General features: G+C 71.9%; 14 protein-coding genes and 1 pseudogene. 11 read left to right on the top strand and 4 right to left on the bottom strand.

The features are described 5' to 3' along the window. The first annotated feature begins 176 nt into the window (after positions 1 to 176). From AQI70_RS10155 to AQI70_RS10135, 5 genes are all read left to right on the top strand, one after another. Positions 177 to 989 (top strand): SAM-dependent methyltransferase, encoded by an 813-nt coding sequence (locus tag AQI70_RS10155; RefSeq protein WP_062146728.1) that lies wholly within the window; start codon positions 177 to 179, stop codon positions 987 to 989. Next, positions 986 to 3,121: a putative bifunctional diguanylate cyclase/phosphodiesterase gene (locus tag AQI70_RS10150; protein ID WP_062146726.1), complete on the top strand. Its 2,136-nt coding sequence runs from the start codon at positions 986 to 988 to the stop codon at positions 3,119 to 3,121. The genes AQI70_RS10155 and AQI70_RS10150 overlap by 4 nt, the downstream gene beginning before the upstream one ends. A 76-nt stretch (positions 3,122 to 3,197) precedes the next feature. Then, positions 3,198 to 4,100: a LysR family transcriptional regulator gene (locus AQI70_RS10145; protein WP_062146724.1), complete on the top strand. Its 903-nt coding sequence runs from the start codon at positions 3,198 to 3,200 to the stop codon at positions 4,098 to 4,100. Between the two features lie 167 nt (positions 4,101 to 4,267). After that, positions 4,268 to 5,278 carry an alcohol dehydrogenase catalytic domain-containing protein gene (locus tag AQI70_RS10140; protein WP_062146723.1) on the top strand — a complete coding sequence of 337 codons (1,011 nt, stop codon included), beginning with the start codon at positions 4,268 to 4,270 and terminating at the stop codon, positions 5,276 to 5,278. Between the two features lie 160 nt (positions 5,279 to 5,438). Further along, positions 5,439 to 6,335, top strand: coding sequence for an SDR family oxidoreductase (locus AQI70_RS10135; RefSeq protein WP_062146721.1), 897 nt, complete (start codon positions 5,439 to 5,441; stop codon positions 6,333 to 6,335). Positions 6,336 to 6,338: 3 nt separating this feature from the next. On the opposite strand, the gene AQI70_RS10130 is transcribed toward AQI70_RS10135, so the two are convergent. After that, positions 6,339 to 7,223, bottom strand: a complete 885-nt coding sequence (locus tag AQI70_RS10130; protein WP_003996035.1) for a LysR family transcriptional regulator — start codon at positions 7,221 to 7,223, stop codon at positions 6,339 to 6,341. A 119-nt stretch (positions 7,224 to 7,342) separates the two neighbouring features. On the opposite strand from AQI70_RS10130, the gene AQI70_RS10125 reads away from it, so the two are divergent. The 5 genes and pseudogenes from AQI70_RS10125 to AQI70_RS40765 all read left to right on the top strand — a co-directional run. After that, a complete protein-coding gene (locus AQI70_RS10125) occupies positions 7,343 to 8,014 on the top strand; it encodes a succinate dehydrogenase (RefSeq protein WP_062146719.1) in 672 nt (223 codons plus the stop codon). Positions 8,015 to 8,016: 2 nt separating this feature from the next. Next, complete coding sequence (locus AQI70_RS10120) at positions 8,017 to 9,969, top strand: fumarate reductase/succinate dehydrogenase flavoprotein subunit (protein ID WP_062146717.1); 1,953 nt, start codon at positions 8,017 to 8,019, stop codon at positions 9,967 to 9,969. Further along, complete coding sequence (locus AQI70_RS10115; RefSeq protein WP_003996032.1) at positions 9,966 to 10,712, top strand: succinate dehydrogenase/fumarate reductase iron-sulfur subunit; 747 nt, start codon at positions 9,966 to 9,968, stop codon at positions 10,710 to 10,712. The genes AQI70_RS10120 and AQI70_RS10115 overlap by 4 nt, the downstream gene beginning before the upstream one ends. A gap of 240 nt (positions 10,713 to 10,952) precedes the next feature. Further along, entirely contained in the window at positions 10,953 to 11,720 is a 768-nt protein-coding gene (locus tag AQI70_RS10110; protein WP_062146715.1) for a GNAT family N-acetyltransferase, read from the top strand. Then, positions 11,717 to 12,304 (top strand): annotated as a pseudogene (locus AQI70_RS40765) (lysophospholipid acyltransferase family protein); the annotation flags it as partial. The gene AQI70_RS10110 and the pseudogene AQI70_RS40765, both read left to right, overlap by 4 nt. 255 nt (positions 12,305 to 12,559) lie before the next feature. Here the strand turns inward: AQI70_RS40765 and AQI70_RS40760 are convergent. Then, positions 12,560 to 13,297: a hypothetical protein gene (locus AQI70_RS40760; RefSeq protein WP_062146713.1), complete on the bottom strand. Its 738-nt coding sequence runs from the start codon at positions 13,295 to 13,297 to the stop codon at positions 12,560 to 12,562. Between the two features lie 162 nt (positions 13,298 to 13,459). After that, positions 13,460 to 15,790 carry an ATP-binding cassette domain-containing protein gene (locus tag AQI70_RS10095; protein WP_062146711.1) on the bottom strand — a complete coding sequence of 777 codons (2,331 nt, stop codon included), beginning with the start codon at positions 15,788 to 15,790 and terminating at the stop codon, positions 13,460 to 13,462. Between the two features lie 189 nt (positions 15,791 to 15,979). Here AQI70_RS10095 and AQI70_RS10090 point away from each other — a divergent pair, with 189 nt between their 5' ends. Next, a complete protein-coding gene (locus tag AQI70_RS10090; RefSeq protein ID WP_062146708.1) occupies positions 15,980 to 17,296 on the top strand; it encodes a phytase in 1,317 nt (438 codons plus the stop codon). Positions 17,297 to 17,320: 24 nt separating this feature from the next. Here AQI70_RS10090 and AQI70_RS10085 read toward each other — a convergent pair whose 3' ends face one another. Further along, entirely contained in the window at positions 17,321 to 18,322 is a 1,002-nt protein-coding gene (locus AQI70_RS10085; protein WP_062146706.1) for an LLM class flavin-dependent oxidoreductase, read from the bottom strand. Between the last annotated feature and the right edge of the window lies 1 nt (position 18,323).

The following is an 18,323-nucleotide window of genomic DNA, read 5'->3' as shown; positions in this document are numbered from 1 at the left end:
CGGCTCTGTGGAATGCTTCGGATGCTTTTCGCAGAGGGTGTGCGGGGTATCAATTCGGCACGTGCCGCTGGCAGTGACCGGGAACGGATGGTCAATTTCCGTTTCCGCTCGCTCCTTTGGCGGGCGATCAGTAGCCTCAGCTCGAACACCGGATCGCCTACGCCTTGGAGAGATAGATGGAGCGTCCCGCCTGGGCCCCACGGAGCATCGACATCTCGGTGCCCAGTGTCTCGCGTATCTACGACTACTACCTGGGCGGTTCGCACAACTTCGAGGTCGACCGGGAAGCGGCCCGCAAGGCCATGGAGTTCATGCCGGGGCTCCCCAAGATCATGCAGGCGAACCGGGCGTTCATGCGCCGCGCGGTGCGCTTCGCGGTCGACGAGGGCATCACCCAGTTCCTGGACATCGGCTCCGGCATACCGACCTTCGGCAACGTCCACGAGGTGGCCCAGGCGGCGAGCCCCGGCGCCCACGTGGTGTACGTCGACCACGACCCGGTCGCCGTCGCGCACAGCCAGGCGGTCCTGGCGGGCAACGACGACACGGACGTCGTCGCCGCGGACCTGCGCAAGCCGCAGGACATCCTGGGCAGTTCGCAGGTCGAGCGCCTCATCGACCTGAACCGGCCGGTCGCCCTGCTTCTCGTTGCCATACTGCACTTCGTGGAGGACGAGGACGACCCGTACGGGGCGGTGGCCGAGCTGCGCGACGCACTCGCGCCCGGCAGCCTGCTGGTGCTCACGCATGCCTCGTACGAGGGAATCCCGCTGCCCGAGGAGCGGGCCAAGGGCACGGTCGACGTATACAAGGACATTCGCAACCCGCTGATCATGCGCTCGCGCGAGGAGATCGCGCGGTTCTTCGAGGGGTACGACATGGTGGAGCCCGGACTGGTGCCGATGCCGCACTGGCGGCCGGACACCGCACCGGAGGACGAGGATCCGTATGCCTTCTCCGGTTTCGCCGGCGTGGGGCGTACGGCGTGAGCGCGGGGCCGGACGGGCCGGAGGACAGACTGCGCCGGTTCGCGACGATCTGGAGCCGGGCGGTCTTCCCGGTGACCTCGACGTCGTCGACCCGGCCGGAGTTCGAGCAGCAACTGCTGCCGCTGGCCCGGCGGTTGAGCGAGGCGCTCCGAGCCAGGACCTTCGACGCGAACGCGGGCAAGGCGGTCGGTGCCGCGCTCGTCGCCGCGCACTGCACCGACCCCGAGGCGCTCAGCCGTTCGCTGGACTGCGTGGACGCCTACCTCGTGCTCTACTGCGGCACGGACGGCAACCAGGAGGACCTGCGGGCGCGCTCCGCGCGGCTGCAGCACGCCATGGCCGCCGGGTTCGCCCAGGCGCTGCGTGAGCGCACGCTGGCCGAGCAGGAGGCGATCTCGGCCGCGGCCCTCAAGGCGCAGGGCGTGGTGGCGCAGGCGCTGCACGCCACCGAGGCACGCTTCCGTGCGGTCTTCGAGGGCGCGGCCATAGGAATCGGCATCGCCGACCTGGACGGCAAAGTCCTCCAGGTCAACGGCGCGCTGCTGCGCATGTTCGGCCTCTCCGAGAACACGGTCCGCAGCCGTAACGTCATGGAGTGGACCCACCCCGAGGACGCGCCGCAGACCTGGAAGCTCTACGACGAACTCGTCCGCGGCGAGCGCGAGCACTACCACGTCGAGAAGGCCTTCTACCGGCCCGACGGAACCGTCCTGTGGACCAACCTCACGGTCTCCCTGCTGCGCGACGCCGACGGCAACCCGCAGTACCAGCTGGCCCTGATGGAGGACACCACCGAGCGGCGCCTGCTCAACCTGCGGCTGCGCTACGAGGCCACGCACGACGCGCTCACCGGGCTGCCCAACCGCACGTTCTTCTTCGAACGCCTGGAGAAGGCGCTGAACGCCGGCGAGGGCCAGCGCTTCGGCCTGTGCTACCTCGACCTGGACGGCTTCAAGACCGTCAACGACAGCCTCGGCCACGCCGCCGGCGACCGGCTGCTCGTCGAGGTCGCCGACCGGCTGCAGTCCTGCGCCACCGCGCCCGGCGAGATGGTCGCGCGGCTCGGCGGCGACGAGTTCGTGGCGCTGACCACCGGTCCCGACACCGAGCGCGAGGTCGACGAGCTCGCCTCCCGGATCATGAACGCGCTGATCGCCCCGATCAGCGTCGACGGCCGGGAGCTGACCGTGCGCGGCAGCATCGGCATCGTCGAGGGCCCGGCCGGGGAGCGCAGCCCGGCCGAGGTGCTGCGCAGCGCCGACATCACCATGTACCGGGCCAAGTCGGCCGGCGGCAACCGCTTCGAGCTGGCCGACCCCGTCGCCGACGCGCACGCCATCACCCGGCACGGGCTGACCACGGCGCTGCCGACCGCCCTGGACCGGGGCGAGTTCTTCATCGAGTACCAGCCGCTGGTCCACCTCGGCGACGGCAGCGTGCGCGGCGCGGAGGCCCTGGTGCGCTGGCTGCACCCGCAGCACGGCATCCTCGGCCCGGACCGGTTCATCCCGCTCGCCGAGCACACCGGACTCATCGTTCCGCTCGGCCGCTGGGTCCTGGAGCAGTCGGTGCGCCAGGCGCGCGAATGGCGAGAACGCCACGACGACGCGGGCCCGCTCCGCATCAACGTCAACCTCTCGCCGTGCCAGCTCACCCACCCCGGGCTGGTCCAGGACACGGTCGACATCCTGGAGCGCGCGGGCGTGGCGCCGGACGCCCTCTGTCTGGAGGTCACCGAGTCGGCCCTCATCGGCGCCGACGACGACCTGCTCAAGCCCCTGCGCCGGCTGGCCGAGATGGGCGTCGACATCGCCCTGGACGACTTCGGCACCGGCTACTCCAACCTCGCCAACCTGCGCCGCCTGCCGGTGAGCATCCTCAAGCTGGACCGCTCCTTCACCCAGGGCATGCAGCAGTTCCCGGCCGACCCCGTCGACCTCAAGATCGTCGAGGGCATCGTCTCCCTGGCCCACAGCCTGAGCCTCGCGGTGACGGTGGAGGGCGTGGAGACCGGCGCCCAGGCCGAGCAGCTGCGGATTCTGGGCTGCGACACGGCCCAGGGCTGGTACTACGCCCGCCCGGGCCCGCCGGAGCGGCTGCACGAGCTGGCGCTGGTGGACGCGACGGGCTGAACGGCGGGGCCGTACGGGACAGAGGTGGGCTTCTCCGCTCCCGTACGGCCTCCTGACGGTCGTATAGCGTGAAGCCATGCCTGACGGGCCGATCGATCTGGATCTGCGCAAGCTGCGCTACTTCGTGGCCGTGGCCGAGCGCCGTCATTTCGGGCGGGCGGCCGTCGCCCTGCACGTCACCCAGCCCGCGCTCTCCCGGCAAGTCCGGCAGTTGGAGCACGACCTGCGGGTCGATCTCTTCACCCGCAGCACCCGCGAGGTGACGCTCACCCCGGCCGGCGAGCAGTTCCTGCGCGACGCCAAGGCGCTGCTCTCCGCCGCGGAGGCCGCTCGGGAGCGGGCCCGTCGCATCGGTGCCGGTGACGACGCACTGGTCGTGGGCTTCATGCTCGGCACGGACGTCAGCCTCGCGCTGAACGCGTTCTCCGGGCAGCATCCCCACGTCTCCATCGAGCTGGTCCGGCTGCGCTGGTGGAGCCAGGCGCGGGTCCTGCTGGACGGCAGTGTCGACGTGGGGTTCGTGCGGCCGCCCCTCGAAGCCGACGGCGTCGAGCTGCTTCCCCTCTACCCCGAGCACCTCACCGCGGTCCTGCCCGTCGACCATCCGCGGGCACATGACGCCAAGGTCGCCCTCGCCGCCCTGGCCGACGACCCCGTGCTGGAGTACGCCGAGGCGGCCGAGGCATGGTCGGCCGTCTGGAACGCCGACCCGCGCCCCGACGGCACCCGGCCCGGCCACGGCCCGGCCTTCCACGACATGGAGGAGCTCCTCGGATACGTCAGGGGCGGGCGCGGCATCGCGTTCGTACCGAACTCCGTCGCGGCCGCGTTCCCCCGGTCCGACATCGCGTACGTCCCGGTCGCCGACGTGCCGCCGGGGCAGGTGGCCCTGGCCTGGAACGGCTCGCGTCACTCACCGCTCATCACGAGCTTCGTGGAGGCGGTGCGGGCGGGCGCGCGGGCGCGGGGAACGGCGTAGAGCGGGGCCAGGGCGGGCCGGTGATCCGCGGCCGCCTGCCAGACCTGCGCCGATGCCGAGATGGCATCAATCGAGCGATGACAGGCATTGGACGGTACCGCGGCGGGCCCCAAGACTCGGAGGTACCAGGAACTCCCTGGAGTACCCCTAGCCCCCTGGAGCCCGCGATGCGTGCTGCCGTCGCCACCGGCGCGAACCTTCCGCTCGCCCTCGACACCCTCGACGTCCCCCAGCCCGCCGCCGGCGAGGTCCTCGTCAAGGTCACCGCCTGCGGCGTCTGCTTCTCCGACCTGAACCTGCTGCGCGGCCACTACCCCTTCGCCCGGTTCCCCGTCGTCCCCGGCCATGAGATCACCGGAGTGGTGACCGCTGTCGGCGAGGGCGTGACCTGGCCCGAGGTCGGCACCGTGGTGGGCGCCCAGTTCCTGTACGACTCCTGCCGGCACTGCGACTACTGCGTGCGCGGCGACCGGATCCTGTGCCCGCGCAAGCGCATCACCGGCATCGTGGCCGACGGCGGCTACGCCGAGTACGTCCTGCTCAAGGCCGACTTCGTCACCCCGCTGCCGGACGGCCTCGACCCCGTGGCCGCGGCTCCGCTGATGTGCGCTGGCCTCACCGCCTTCAACGGCCTGCGCCAGGGCGGCGCGAAGGCCGGTGCCCGGGTCGCCGTGGTGGGTCTCGGCGGAGTGGGCGCCCTGGCCGTGCGCTATGCCGTCGCCATGGGGGCCCGGGTCGCCGTGGTGGGCCGTTCCCGGCGCGGCGAGGACCAGGCCAAGGCGCTGGGCGCCGAACTGTTCGTCGCCACCGACGAGTCCGACCCCGCCGAGGCCCTCAAGGCGTGGGACGGCGGCGCGAACCTCGTCCTCAACGCCGCCCCCTCCACTGCCGCGGCCGCCGCCACCCTGGGCGGCATCGCCCCCGACGGCACCCTGCTGCTCCTCGGCTACGGCTCGGAACCCCTCACGCTGCCCACCCAGCCCATGATCCTCAACCGTCTGCACGTGGCCGCGTCCCCCTCCGGCTCACCCCACGACCTGCGCGACACCCTGGCCTTCTCCGCGGCCCACGGGATCCTGCCCGAGGTCACACCGATCGCCCTTGACGAGGCACCGTCCGTCCTCGACGCGATGGCCGACGGGTCCGCGCGCGGCCGCAGCGTGATCAGTTTCGCGTGACCGACCGGCCGGCCGGCACGGCAGCGGGCCGCCGCGCGCCGGCCCGCCGTCCGTCCGGGGCGCCACACGTGAGATTCCGCCTGCGGTGAGAGCGCGCGGCCCACACCGGTGCTCCGGCCCCTTTTCCCACGTTCTCGCAAGTTCCCGCAAGGAGATCGCCATGCCCTACGTCGCCCTCGTCACGGGTGCCTCCAGCGGTTTCGGTGCCCTCACCGCCCGAGCCCTCGCCGACGCCGGACACATCGTCTACGCCGGGATCCGGCAGACCACCGGCCGCAACGCCCCGGCCGTCGCCGACGCCCGGGCCTACGCCGACCGGCACGGCGTGGCGCTGCGCAGCGTCGAACTCGACGTGTCCGGCCAGGAGTCGGTGGACGCCGCGATCGCGCAGGTCACGGCCGAGGCGGGGCGGATCGACGTCGTCGTCCACAACGCCGGGCACATGGTGCTCGGTCCGACCGAGTCGTTCACGCCGGAGCAGATCGCCGAGATCTACGACACCAACGTGCTGTCCACGCAGCGCGTCAACCGCGCCGTGCTGCCGCAGATGCGGGAACGGCGCGACGGCCTGCTGCTCTGGGTGGGGTCGTCCAGCACCTACGGCGGCACCCCGCCCTACCTCGGCCCCTACTTCGGCGCCAAGGCCGCGATGGACCACCTGGCCAAGAGCTACGCGGTCGAGCTCAGCCGCTTCGGCATCGACACGGCCATCGTGGTTCCGGGCTCCTTCACCTCGGGCACCAACCACTTCGCCCACGCGATGCACCCCGAGGACACGGCCACCGCGGAGGCGTACGACACCCTGTACGCGGGGCTGATGGCGGACGTCGGCACACGGCTGGCCGCTCTCGCGCCCGCCGACGCCGACGTCTCGGAGGTCGCCCGCGCCATCGTCCGTATCGTCGGCACGCCCAAGGGCGAGCGGCCCTTCCGCACCACCATCGACCCGGTGGACGACGGCTCGGAGAAGGTCAGCGATGTCGCCGACGGCGTGCGCGCCGACTTCTACGAGCGCATCGGCATGCCGGACCTGCTCACCACCCGCACCGGCTCCTGACGCTCACCGCTCCAGCAGCATCCGCTGCAACTCCCGCGCGGCCCGCGGCGGCGCCACGTCACTGCGATGTGCCAACGCGATCGTCCGGTGCAGCCCCGGTCGCGCCAGCGGCGTGACGCGCAGCCCGCGCCCGGAGCGCGCGGCCACCATCCGCGGCACGACCGCCACCCCCAGCCCCGCCCGCACGAACCCCAGCACCGCGTCCATCTCCCCGCCCTCGACCGCGAAGTCCGGCTCGAACCCGGCGGAGCGACACGCGGCGACGGTCAGTTCGCGCAGGTCGTAGCCGTGCCGGAACATCACCAGGCGTTCGCCCTCCAGGTCGGCGACATGCACGGTGCGGCGTCCGCCGCCCGGGCGGGGCGCCTCGGGTGAGGAGACGACCACCAGGTCCTCGCGCAGCAGCTCGACCGTGGTCAGCGCGGGGGAGGGGGTGGGCAGGGGCAGGACGACCAGGGCCAGGTCGAGGGCGCCGCGGGCGAGCCCCCGTACCAGGTCGTGCGAGCCGCCCTCCTCGATCATCAGTTGGATGCCGGGGTAGCGGTCGTGGAAGGCGCGCAGCACGTCGGGGAGCAGGCCCGTGCACAGACTCGGCGTCGCGCCCAGCCGGACCCGGCCCCGGCGCAGCTGCACCAGTTCCTGCACCTCGTGCCGTGCCGTGTCCGCGTCGGCGAGGATGCGCCGGGCCAGGGGCAGCAGGGCCTCTCCGGCGTCCGTCAGCGTGATGTTGCCGCGCGCCCGCAGGAACAGGTCCGCGCCCAACTCCCGCTCCAGCGCCTTGATCTGCTGCGACAGCGAGGGCTGCGCGACATGCACCAGGTCGGCGGCCCGGGTGAAGTGCCGGGTCTCGGCGACCGCCACGAAGTACTGGAGCTGCTGGAACTGCATCCTGCAAGCATAGGTGCTGCCTATCGAAACGAGCTGGACCATGTCTTGGACCGATGGGGTGGTCCGGCCCTAACGTCCTGAGCATGGCTCTGGCAACGCGGACGGACCGACGGCCGTCCATGGCACGCACGGTGTGGGACTCCACCGTCGGCAAGAAGACCGTGATGGCGATCAGCGGCCTGATCATGCTGCTGTACCTGGTCGCCCACATGATCGGGAATCTGAAGATCTACTTCGGCGCGGGCGAGTTCAACGCCTACGGCCACTGGCTGCGCACGGTCGGCGAGCCGTTCATGCACTACGAGTGGACGCTCTGGCTGATCCGTGTCGTCCTGGTCGTCGCCGTCGTCGCCCACGCGGTCTCGGCGTACCAGCTCAGCCGCCGCGACATCAAGGCGCGCCCCGCCAAGTACGTGCACCGCAAGCCGCGGGCCTCCTACGCCACCCGCACCATGCGCTGGGGCGGCATCATCCTCGGCCTGTTCATCGTCTGGCACATCCTCGACCTGACCACCGGCACCGTGCACTCCGGCGGCTTCCAGGAGGGCCACCCGTACCAGAACGTCGTGGACACCTTCTCCACCTGGTACGGCAACGTCATCTACATCGTCGCGATGCTCGCCCTCGGCCTGCACATCCGCCACGGCTTCTGGAGCGCCGCCCAGACCCTCGGCGCGGGCAGCCGCACCCGCGACCGCGCCCTCAAGACCGGCGCAGGCGTCCTCGCGCTGCTGCTCACGGCCGGCTTCATCGCCGTACCCGTGGGCGTCATGACCGGAGTGGTGAGCTGAACATGACCACTGAATACACCGACTACGCGACCGGCGAACCCCTCGTCGACACCAAGGCCCCCACCGGCCCGGTCAACGAGCGCTGGGACAAGCGCCGTTTCGAGGCCAAGCTGGTCAACCCCGCCAACCGCCGCAAGCACACGGTCATCGTCGTCGGCACCGGCCTCGCGGGCGGCTCCGCCGGGGCCACCCTCGCCGAACAGGGCTACCACGTCGTCCAGTTCTGCTACCAGGACTCCCCGCGCCGCGCCCACTCCATCGCCGCACAGGGCGGCATCAACGCCGCGAAGAACTACCGCAACGACGGCGACTCCATCCACCGGCTCTTCTACGACACCGTCAAGGGCGGCGACTTCCGGGCCCGCGAGTCCAACGTCCACCGGCTCGCGCAGATCTCGGTGGAGATCATCGACCAGTGCGTGGCGCAGGGCGTGCCGTTCGCGCGCGAGTACGGCGGCCTGCTCGACACCCGGTCCTTCGGCGGCGTCCAGGTCTCGCGGACCTTCTACGCCCGTGGCCAGACGGGCCAGCAGCTGCTGCTCGGTGCCTACCAGGCCCTCAGCAGGCAGATCGCCGCGGGGAACGTCGAGATGCACCCGCGCACCGAGATGCTCGACCTGATCGTCGTCGACGGGCGGGCGCGCGGGATCGTGGCCCGGGACCTGATCACCGGCCGTATCGACACGTACTTCGCGGACGCGGTCGTGCTGGCCTCCGGGGGCTACGGCAACGTCTTCTACCTGTCGACGAACGCCATGAACTCCAACGCCACCGCCATCTGGCGGGCCCACCGGCGCGGCGCCTGGTTCGCCAACCCCTGCTTCACCCAGATTCACCCCACCTGCATCCCGCGCACCGGCGACCACCAGTCCAAGCTGACGCTGATGAGCGAGTCGCTGCGCAACGACGGCCGGATCTGGGTGCCGAAGGCCAAGGGCGACGACAGGCCCCCGAACAAGATCCCCGAGGAGGAGCGCGACTACTACCTGGAGCGCATCTACCCGTCCTTCGGCAACCTGGTCCCGCGCGACATCGCCTCCCGTGCCGCGAAGAACGTCTGCGACGAGGGCAGGGGGGTGGGCCCGGGCGGGCAGGGCGTGTACCTGGACTTCGCCGACGCCATCGAGCGGATGGGCCGCAAGGCCGTGGAGGCCAAGTACGGCAACCTCTTCGACATGTACCAGCGGATCACCGACGAGGATCCGTACGAGGTGCCGATGCGGATCTACCCGGCCGTGCACTACACGATGGGCGGGCTGTGGGTCGACTACGACCTCCAGACGACCATCCCCGGCCTGTTCGCGATCGGCGAGGCCAACTTCTCCGACCACGGCGCCAACCGGCTCGGTGCCAGTGCCCTGATGCAGGGCCTGGCCGACGGCTACTTCGTGCTGCCGGCCACCATCAACGACTACCTCGCCCGCAACCCGCACCACGAGAAGGTCACCGCCGATCACCCGGCCGTGCAGGAGGCGCTGGCCGAGACCGAGGACCGGCTCAACCTGCTGCTGGCCGTGGACGGCGACCGTACGCCGGACTCCTTCCACCGCGAACTCGGCGAGCTGATGTGGGAGTTCTGCGGCATGGCCCGCACCGACTCCGGGCTGCGCAAGGCCCTGGAGCGCATCCCGCAGATCCGCGAGGAGTTCTGGCGGCGCGTCAAGGTACCCGGCACCGGTGAGGAGTTCAACCAGTCGCTGGAGAAGGCCAACCGCATCGTCGACTACCTGGAGCTCGCCGAGCTGATGTGCCTCGACGCGCTGCACCGCAGCGAGTCCTGCGGCGGCCACTTCCGCGAGGAGTCGCAGACGCCGGACGGTGAAGCGGCCCGCAAGGACGACGAGTTCGCCTACGCGGCGGCCTGGGAGTTCACCGGTACGGGCACCGCTCCCGTGCTGCACAAGGAAGACCTGGTCTTCGAGTACGTCCACCCCACCCAGCGGAGCTACGCATGAGGCTCACCCTGCGCGTCTGGCGGCAGAAGAACGCCGACGCCGAAGGCGCCATGTCCACGTACGAGGTGGACGGGATCTCCTCCGACATGTCCTTCCTGGAGATGCTCGACACGCTCAACGAGGAGCTCATCCTCAAGGGCGAGGACCCGGTCGCCTTCGACCACGACTGCCGTGAGGGCATCTGCGGCGCCTGCTCGCTCGTGATCAACGGCGATGCGCACGGGCCCGAGCGGACGACCACCTGTCAGCTGCACATGCGGTCCTTCGAGGACGGCGACACGATCGACATCGAGCCGTGGCGGGCGTCCGCCTTCCCGGTGATCAAGGACCTGGTGGTGGACCGGTCGGCCTTCGACCGGATCATCCAGGCGGGCGGGTACATCACCGCGCCGACGGGCTCGGCTCCCGAGGCCCACGCCACCCCGGTGCCGAAGCCGGACGCCGACTTCGCCTTCGAGCACGCCGAGTGCATCGGCTGCGGGGCGTGCGTGGCCGCGTGTCCCAACGGGGCGGCGATGCTGTTCACCTCCGCCAAGATCAATCACTTGAACGTGCTGCCGCAGGGGGCTCCCGAGCGGGAGACGCGGGTGCTGGACATGGTGGCGCAGATGGACGAGGAGGGCTTCGGAGGGTGCACGCTCACCGGTGAGTGCGCCACCGCCTGCCCCAAGGGCATCCCGCTCATGTCCATCACCGGCATGAACAAGGAGTGGCTGCGAGCTGCTCGCAAGGCCAAGCGGTAGCGCCACAGAGCGCTCGAAAAGGAAAGACGTTCGCCGACAGGTGCGGACGGGCGGGGCCGGGAGTGGTGCTCCCCGGCCCCGTCTCGCCTTTCGGCGCCCGCCGAGTTCAACATTCGCACATCCGCTCTCCTGGCACAGGTCACGCACACGCCAACCGGCATCGGAAGAACAGGGTCGGCACATCCCACCGCTCCCCATCGTCCTCCGCCAGCCGTCCCCGGCCCGTGACCAGGAGTAGCCATGACCGGCGTACTGACCGTCGAACGTCCCCCGCAGCCCACGGCACCCACCCGCTACACCGTCGGCCTCGCCCGCGACGAGGAGGACGTGCGCGCCGCCCAGCGGCTGCGGCACGACGTCTTCGCCGGCGAGATGGGTGCCCTGCTGGCCACCCCGCAGCCGGGCCACGACATCGACGCCTTCGACGCGTACTGCGACCACCTGCTCGTCCGCGAGGAGGTCTCCGGGCAGGTCGTCGGCACCTACCGGCTGCTCCCGCCGGAGCGGGCCGCGGTCGCGGGCCGGCTGTACTCGGAGGGCGAGTTCGATCTCTCCCGCATCGACGCGCTGCGCCCGAACCTGGTCGAGGTCGGCCGCTCCTGCGTCCACCCCGACCACCGGGACGGCGCGGTCATCGGCCTCATCTGGGCCGGCATCGCCCGTTACATGGTCGACCGCGGCCACGAGTGGCTGGCCGGCTGCTGCTCGATCCCGCTGGCCGACGGCGGCACGCTCGCGGCAGCGACCTGGGACCGGGTGCAGGACAGGCACCTGGCCCCGGAGGAGTACCGGGTACGGCCGCTGCGGCCCTGGACGCCGGGTGAGCCCCCCGCCGGCCGCACCGAACTCCCGGCCCTCCTGCGCGGTTACCTCCGCCTCGGCGCCTGGGTGTGCGGCGAGGCGGCGCACGACCCTGAGTTCGGGGTCGCCGACCTGTATGTGCTGCTGTCGATGCGCCGGGTCAACCCGCGCTATCTGCGGCACTTCCTCTCCCTGGTACCGGCGTGAACGACCTGGCGGCGGCCATACGCACCACCCCCGCCCTCGGCACCACCGGCGCCCACCCCGGCGAGGCGGCGAACCTCTGGCGGCCCAGCGCCCCCTGCACCCCACAGGCGTGCGTGGACACGGCGGGCACGGCCAGGGCCGTACCGCTTGCCGTTCTGCGGATCGTGGCCGTGCTGTCCCTGCTGGTCCTGGGGTTCCTGGCCGGCCCGCTCGCCGCCCGGATCCCCGGGGGACTGGTCGGACGCTGGTGCCGCTGGGTGGTACGCGCCTCTGGAGTCCGGGTACGCATCGACGGCGGCGCCGTGCCCGACGGCGGGCTGCTGCTCGTCGCCAACCACGTCTCCTGGCTGGACATCCCGCTCCTCGCCGCCGTACGCCCGGCCCGGATGCTCGCCAAGTCGGAGATCCGGCAGTGGCCCGTGGCCGGGTGGCTGACCGCCCGCAGCGGCGCCCTGTTCATCGACCGGGACCGGATCCGCGCACTGCCCGAGACGGTGGCCCGGATCGCCGAGGCGCTGCGGGCCGGCGAAGCGGTCACCGTCTTCCCCGAGGGCAGCACCTGGTGCGGCCGCGCCCAGGGCCGCTTCCGCCGGGCCGCCTTCCAGGCCGCCCTGGACGCGGGCGTCGCCGTGCAGCCGGTGCACCTGCGGTACCGCCGGGTGGCCGGGGGCGGGCCCAGCACGGCGGCGGCCTTCGTCGGCGAGGACTCGCTGCTCACCTCGGTGTGGCGGGTGGCGACGGCGCGGGGGCTGGTGGCCGAGGTACAGGTCGGGGAAGCGATCGCGCCGGGCCGTCATGCCGACCGCCGCTGCCTGGCCCGGGCCGCCGAACGGTCCGCACTACCGGGGGCGCATCAGCCGGAGATCCTCACCCCAGGCATCCAGTACCGCCCCGTGGCCCGCCCGGCGGGCCGAGGCCTCCACGCGGGCGAACAGCCGTCGCTGGACCGCCACATCGCCGCTCGCGCAGATGCGGTCCACGTCCCGCAGCAGGGCGTCGCCGTCCCACCCGGGCAGCGGATGGCGGGCAAGTTCCCAGCGTAGGTACTTGTTGTACGGGCGAGGCCGCCGGTCCAGGGCGAACAGCAGCTCCAGGAGGTGCCCCACGCTGTCGGTGGCGTCGAGCCGGGCGGCGAGCGGCTCGCCGTCCCGGTCGTTCTTGACGGAGCGGTAGAGGGAGTTGGCGTACGCGTCGAGCCAACCGCCGGCCGCCCGGAACGCCTCGTCGGCGCCGAGTCGCGCCTTGGCGGCGAGGATCTCGGCGATCTCGCTGTCCAGCCGGTCGAGCACGATCCGCGCCCGCGCGAGGGCGTAGCGCTCGTGTCCCGGCATTCCGGCGGCCCGGAACTCGCCGAGGGAGACGATCATCAGATCCAGCTGTGGTGTGCGGTGGCCGGCGAAGCGACGGAGGTCCGTCGCCGCGCCGTCCGCGAGGACGACGTACAGGTCGTGGTCGGAGTGCTCGGTGGCCGTGCCGTCGTGGGCCCGGGAGCCCTTGAGGACGAGGCCGACCACGGCCGGGTCGGCCGTGGCGAGTTCGACGAACGCGTCGTAGGCGAGGGGCTGCTGCGCGGGCATGCGTGATCTCCGGTGGGAAAGGGTGACGAATATGCCTACCGGGGCGGCCACGGAACGTCCGGGCGCCCACACCGTCCGCGACGGCACATGCCGCCGCACCGAGGATCAACGCACAGTGTGATTCTACGAGGCGAGGCACAAGTGCCGCGCCCACCAAGGGTTTCAGGGCATCACACGGGCCAGATACGGCGCCGTGGCGCTCCCCTCCACCCGTGCCACCTCCGCCGGCGTACCCGTCGCGACGACCCGCCCGCCCGCGTCACCGCCGCCCGGACCCAGGTCGATCACCCAGTCCGCCCCCGCGACGACGGACATGTCGTGCTCGACCACGACGACCGTGTTCCCGGCGTCGACGAGCCCGTGCAACTGGCGCATCAACACCTCCACGTCGGCCGGGTGGAGTCCGGTCGTGGGCTCGTCGAGGAGGTAGAGGGTGTGGCCGCGACGGACCCGCTGCAGCTCACCGGCCAGCTTGATGCGCTGGGCCTCACCGCCGGACAGCTCGGTGGCGGGCTGGCCGAGCCGCAGATAGCCGAGGCCGACGTCGAGCAGGGTGCCCAGGCTGCGGGCCGCGGCCGGGGTGTCCGCGAAGAAGTCCGCGGCCGCCTCGACCGTGAGGTCCAGTACCTGCGCGATGTTCCGCCCCCGGTAGGTCACGCCCAGCGTCTCGGGGTTGTAGCGCGCCCCGCCGCAGTCCGGGCACGGGGCGTAGGTGCTCGGCAGGAACAGCAGCTCCACGCCGACGAACCCCTCGCCCTGACAGGTCTCGCAGCGCCCTCCCGCCACATTGAAGGAGAAGCGCCCGACCCCGTAGCCACGCGCCCGTGCCTCGTCCGTCCCCGCGAACACCTTCCGTACGACGTCGAAGAGCCCGGTGTAGGTGGCGAGATTGGAGCGCGGGGTGCGGCCGATCGGCCTCTGGTCGACCGAGACCAGCCGGCCCACACCCGCCAGGTCCTCGGTGATCTCGCCGATGAGCGTGGACTTGCCCGAGCCCGAGACACCGGTGACGGCCGTGAACACCCCGAGCGGGAACTCGGCCGTCACCCCGCGCAGGTTGTGCCGGGTGACCGGTCCGACCTTCAACCGGGCCTTCGGTGTGCGCACTTGGCGTACCGCGGTTGGGGAGCCGTCGAACAGGTACCGCGCTGTCGCCGACTCCGCGACCGCCGCCAGCTGCGCCACCGGCCCGCTGTGCAGCACCTGCCCGCCGTGCTCACCCGCACGCGGGCCCACGTCGACCAGCCACTCGGCGGCGCGTACGACATCGAGGTGGTGCTCGACGACGAACACCGTGTTCCCGGCGGCCTTCAGTCGCTCCAACACCCTCAGCAGCGCCTCCGTGTCCGCCGGGTGCAGCCCCGCGGACGGCTCGTCGAGGACGTACACGACACCGAACAGCCCGGACCTGAGCTGGGTCGCGAGCCGCAGACGCTGCAGTTCGCCCGCCGAGAGGGTGGGGGTCGCGCGGTCGAGACTGAGATAGCCGAGGCCGAGCTCGACGACGGGCGCGATACGGGACTTGAGGTCCTCGGTGAGGACGCGAGCCGGCTGCGCAGTGCCGTCCAGGGTGCCCGCGAGCTGCGTGAGCGGCAGTGCGGCCAGTTCGGCGATCGTGCGGCCGGCGAAGGTCACCGCCAGTGCCTCGGGCCGCAGCCTGCTGCCGCCGCACGCCGAGCAGGGCGCGGAGGTGAGGAACCGCTCCGCCCTGGCCCTGAGCGTCGGGCTCTTGGAGTCGGAGAACGTCTTCATGACGTAGCGCCGGGCGCTCATGTACGTCCCCTGGTAGGGCCGTTGGATGCGGTCGGCGCCGCGTACCGGGTGGACGGTGACGACCGGCTGCTCGTCGGTGAACAGGATCCACTGCCGCTGCTCGGCGGGCAGGTCGCGCCAGGGCCGGTCGACGTCGTGGCCCAGCGCGTCGAGGATGTCGCGCAGGTTCTTGCCCTGCCAGGCGCCCGGCCACGCGGCGATCGCCCCCTCGCGGATCGACAGCGCCGGGTCGGGGACCAGCAACTCCTCCGTCGTACGGTGCACTTGTCCGAGCCCATGGCACTCCGGGCACGCCCCGGCCGCCGTGTTGGGCGAGAAGGCGTCCGAGTCGAGCCGTTCGGCGCCGGGAGGGTAGTGGCCGGCGCGGGAGAACAGCATCCGCAGGGAGTTGGAGAGGTTGGTGACCGTGCCGACGGAGGAGCGGGACGTCGGTGCCGAGCGGCGCTGCTGGAGGGAGACGGCGGGCGGGAGCCCGGTGATCTCGCCGACCTTGGGCGCGCCGACCTGGTGGATCAGCCTGCGGGCGTACGGCGCGACCGACTCGAAGTAGCGGCGCTGGGCCTCGGCGTAGATCGTGCCGAAGGCCAGCGACGACTTCCCGGAGCCGGACACGCCGGTGAACACGGTCAGCACATCCCGTGGGATGTCGACGTCCACGCCCTTGAGGTTGTGTTCACGGGCGCCGCGGACGCGGATGTACGGGTCGTGCGGGGAAGACATGGGGTGAAGGCTCCGGGGCGGTGCGGATCGGCGCGGGTCGGGGATCGAGGGGCGCGGGCAAACCCCGCGATTCTATGCGAACGGGACGGGCGCCCTGCGGCGGGCCACCTGGCGTTCATGAGGCCGTCGGATCACCCACACCGACTGCCCATAACGTCTCGGCAGTCCCTCTTCTCACCGAGGAGTATCGTGAGCGCTTCTGCTCTGAGCACGTTGACCGCCGCGCTGCTGATGGTCACGGGCGCCCCCGCCCCCCAGCCGGTCTCCGTCGCCGCGCGCGTGGAGACGCCCGCCGTCCACGACGACGAGGCGGGCGGCCATGCCGACGCCGACGACCCGGCCGTCTGGGTCGACCCCGACCGCCCGGGGCGCAGCCTCGTGATCGGCACCCTGAAGGAGGCCGGCCTCGACGTCTACGGCCTCGACGGCAGGCGCCTGCAGCACATAGCCGCGCCCACGGCGCCGGGCGAGGACACCGCGCCGGGCCGCTTCAACAACGTCGACGTCGTCTACGGCTTCTCCCTGGGCGGCAGGAAGACCGACCTGGCCCTGGTCAGCGACCGCGGCCGGGACCGGGTCCGGGCCTACGCGATCGACCCGGCCGCCGTGGCGGCGGGCCGTCCCCCGCTGAAGGACGTGACGGCGGCCGATGCCGCGCCGGTCTTCTCCGCGAGCGAGGCCGAGGTGGACGACCAGCGCACCGCCTACGGTCTGGCCGCGTTCAGCGACGACGACGAGGCGTATGTGGTGGTGTCGCGCCGCTCGGAGACCCGCGTACGACTGCTGCGGCTGGAGGACCGGGGCGGGCGCATCGGCTACCGGACCGAGGACACCCTCGACCTGCCCGCCTCCTTCACCCTGCCGGACGGGACCGACTGGACACCGTGCGCCGACCCCGGCGACCGCCCCCAGGTCGAGGGCATGGTCGTCGACCAGGAGGAGCACGTCCTGTACGCGGCGCAGGAGGACGTCGGGCTGTGGCGGGTCGGCCTCGACGACGAGGAGTTCGAGCGGCCGGAGCTGATCGACCGGGTGCGCGAGTACGGCACCCCGTGGACGTACGACGCCGAGGAAGAGGAGTGCGTCATCGACACCGCCGGTGACCCGGGCTTCGGCGGCGAGCACCTGAGCGCCGACGCCGAGGGCGCCACGATCTACCACGCCGCCGACGGCACCGGTTATCTGCTCGCCTCCAGCCAGGGCGACAACACCTTCGCGGTGTACGAGCGCCAGGGCGCCAACCGCTATCTCGGCTCCTTCGCCGTCACCGACGGCCCCGCGACCGACGGTGTGCAGCACTCCGACGGCTCCACCGTGGTCAACGTCCCGCTGGGCCGGTCCTTCCCCGAGGGCCTGCTGGTCACCCACGACGGCGAGGCCACCCCGGCGGACGGCGACCGGGAGGGCACCGGCTTCAAGCTGACGGGCTGGGAGTCGGTGGCCGGCGCGTTCCCGAAGCCGCTGACGATCGACACCGAGTCGTTCGACCCGCGCGACGCGGACTGAACCGACGCCCCAGGCTCGCCCGGATCACGCCGAGCCGGTGATCCGGGCGAGCCGCCGGTAGGAGTCCAGCAGCGCCGCACGGTCGTACGTACTGGTCGTGACCAGCACCTCCTGCGCCCCCGTCTCCTTCAGCACCGTCTCCAGCTCGTACGCGACCTGCTCCTCGGTGCCGGCGATGTGCCCGGCGAGCCCGGACTCGTAAAAGCCGCGCTCCTTGCCGGTCATCGTGAGCGCCTCGACGCGCTCGGCGGACGCCAGCGGCGGGAAGGTGCCGTGTGTCCGGGAGTACGCCATGGACCAGGCCTCCGGGATCAGCAGCCGCCGGGCCTCCTCGGGCGTGGCGGCCACGGCGACCGTGCCGGAGATCACGACGTACGGCTCGCTCGCCCAGGGGGAGGGCCGGAAGCGGTCGCGGTAGTGATCGATGCCGCGCTGCATCTTCGCCCGGTTCCTGAGGTCGCCGATGACCATCGGCAGGCCCGCGCGGGCGGCGATGTCCGCGCCCTCCCCCATGGCCAGCACGAACGGCGGCACGGCCAGTCCCTCGGCGGGCCGTGCGTGCACCCCCGTCGGGGAGGTGCCGCGGAACCAGCCGAGCAGCTCTCGGATCTGGGCCGCGAAGTCCTCCGCGTCCCCCTTGTCCCGCCCGAGCGCCTTGCGCACCCCGTCGGTGAAGCCGACCGAGCGGCCGAGCCCCATGTCGATCCGCCCCGGGAAGAGGGACTCCAGCACCCCGAACTGCTCGGCCACGACCAGCGGCTGGTGGTTCGGCAGCATCACCCCGCCGGTCCCCACCCGGATCGTGCGGGTCGCGGACGCCACGGCTGCGGCCAGAACGGTCGGCGCGGAACCCGCGACGCCGGGCACACCGTGGTGCTCCGAGACCCAGATGCGGTGATAGCCCAGGTCCTCCAGCTCGCGCGCCAGCGCCACGGTGTCGCGCAGTGCCTCGGCGTTGGTATGCCCTTCGCGGGTGCGGGAGCGGTCGAGGACGGAGAAGCGGGTCGCCGCGATCACGGAGCTCATG

Source organism: Streptomyces curacoi (genome assembly GCF_001513975.1).
GTDB lineage: Bacteria > Actinomycetota > Actinomycetes > Streptomycetales > Streptomycetaceae > Streptomyces > Streptomyces curacoi.
Note: the sequence above shows the minus strand (reverse complement) of the source record. Positions and strands in the feature narration are given on the sequence as shown.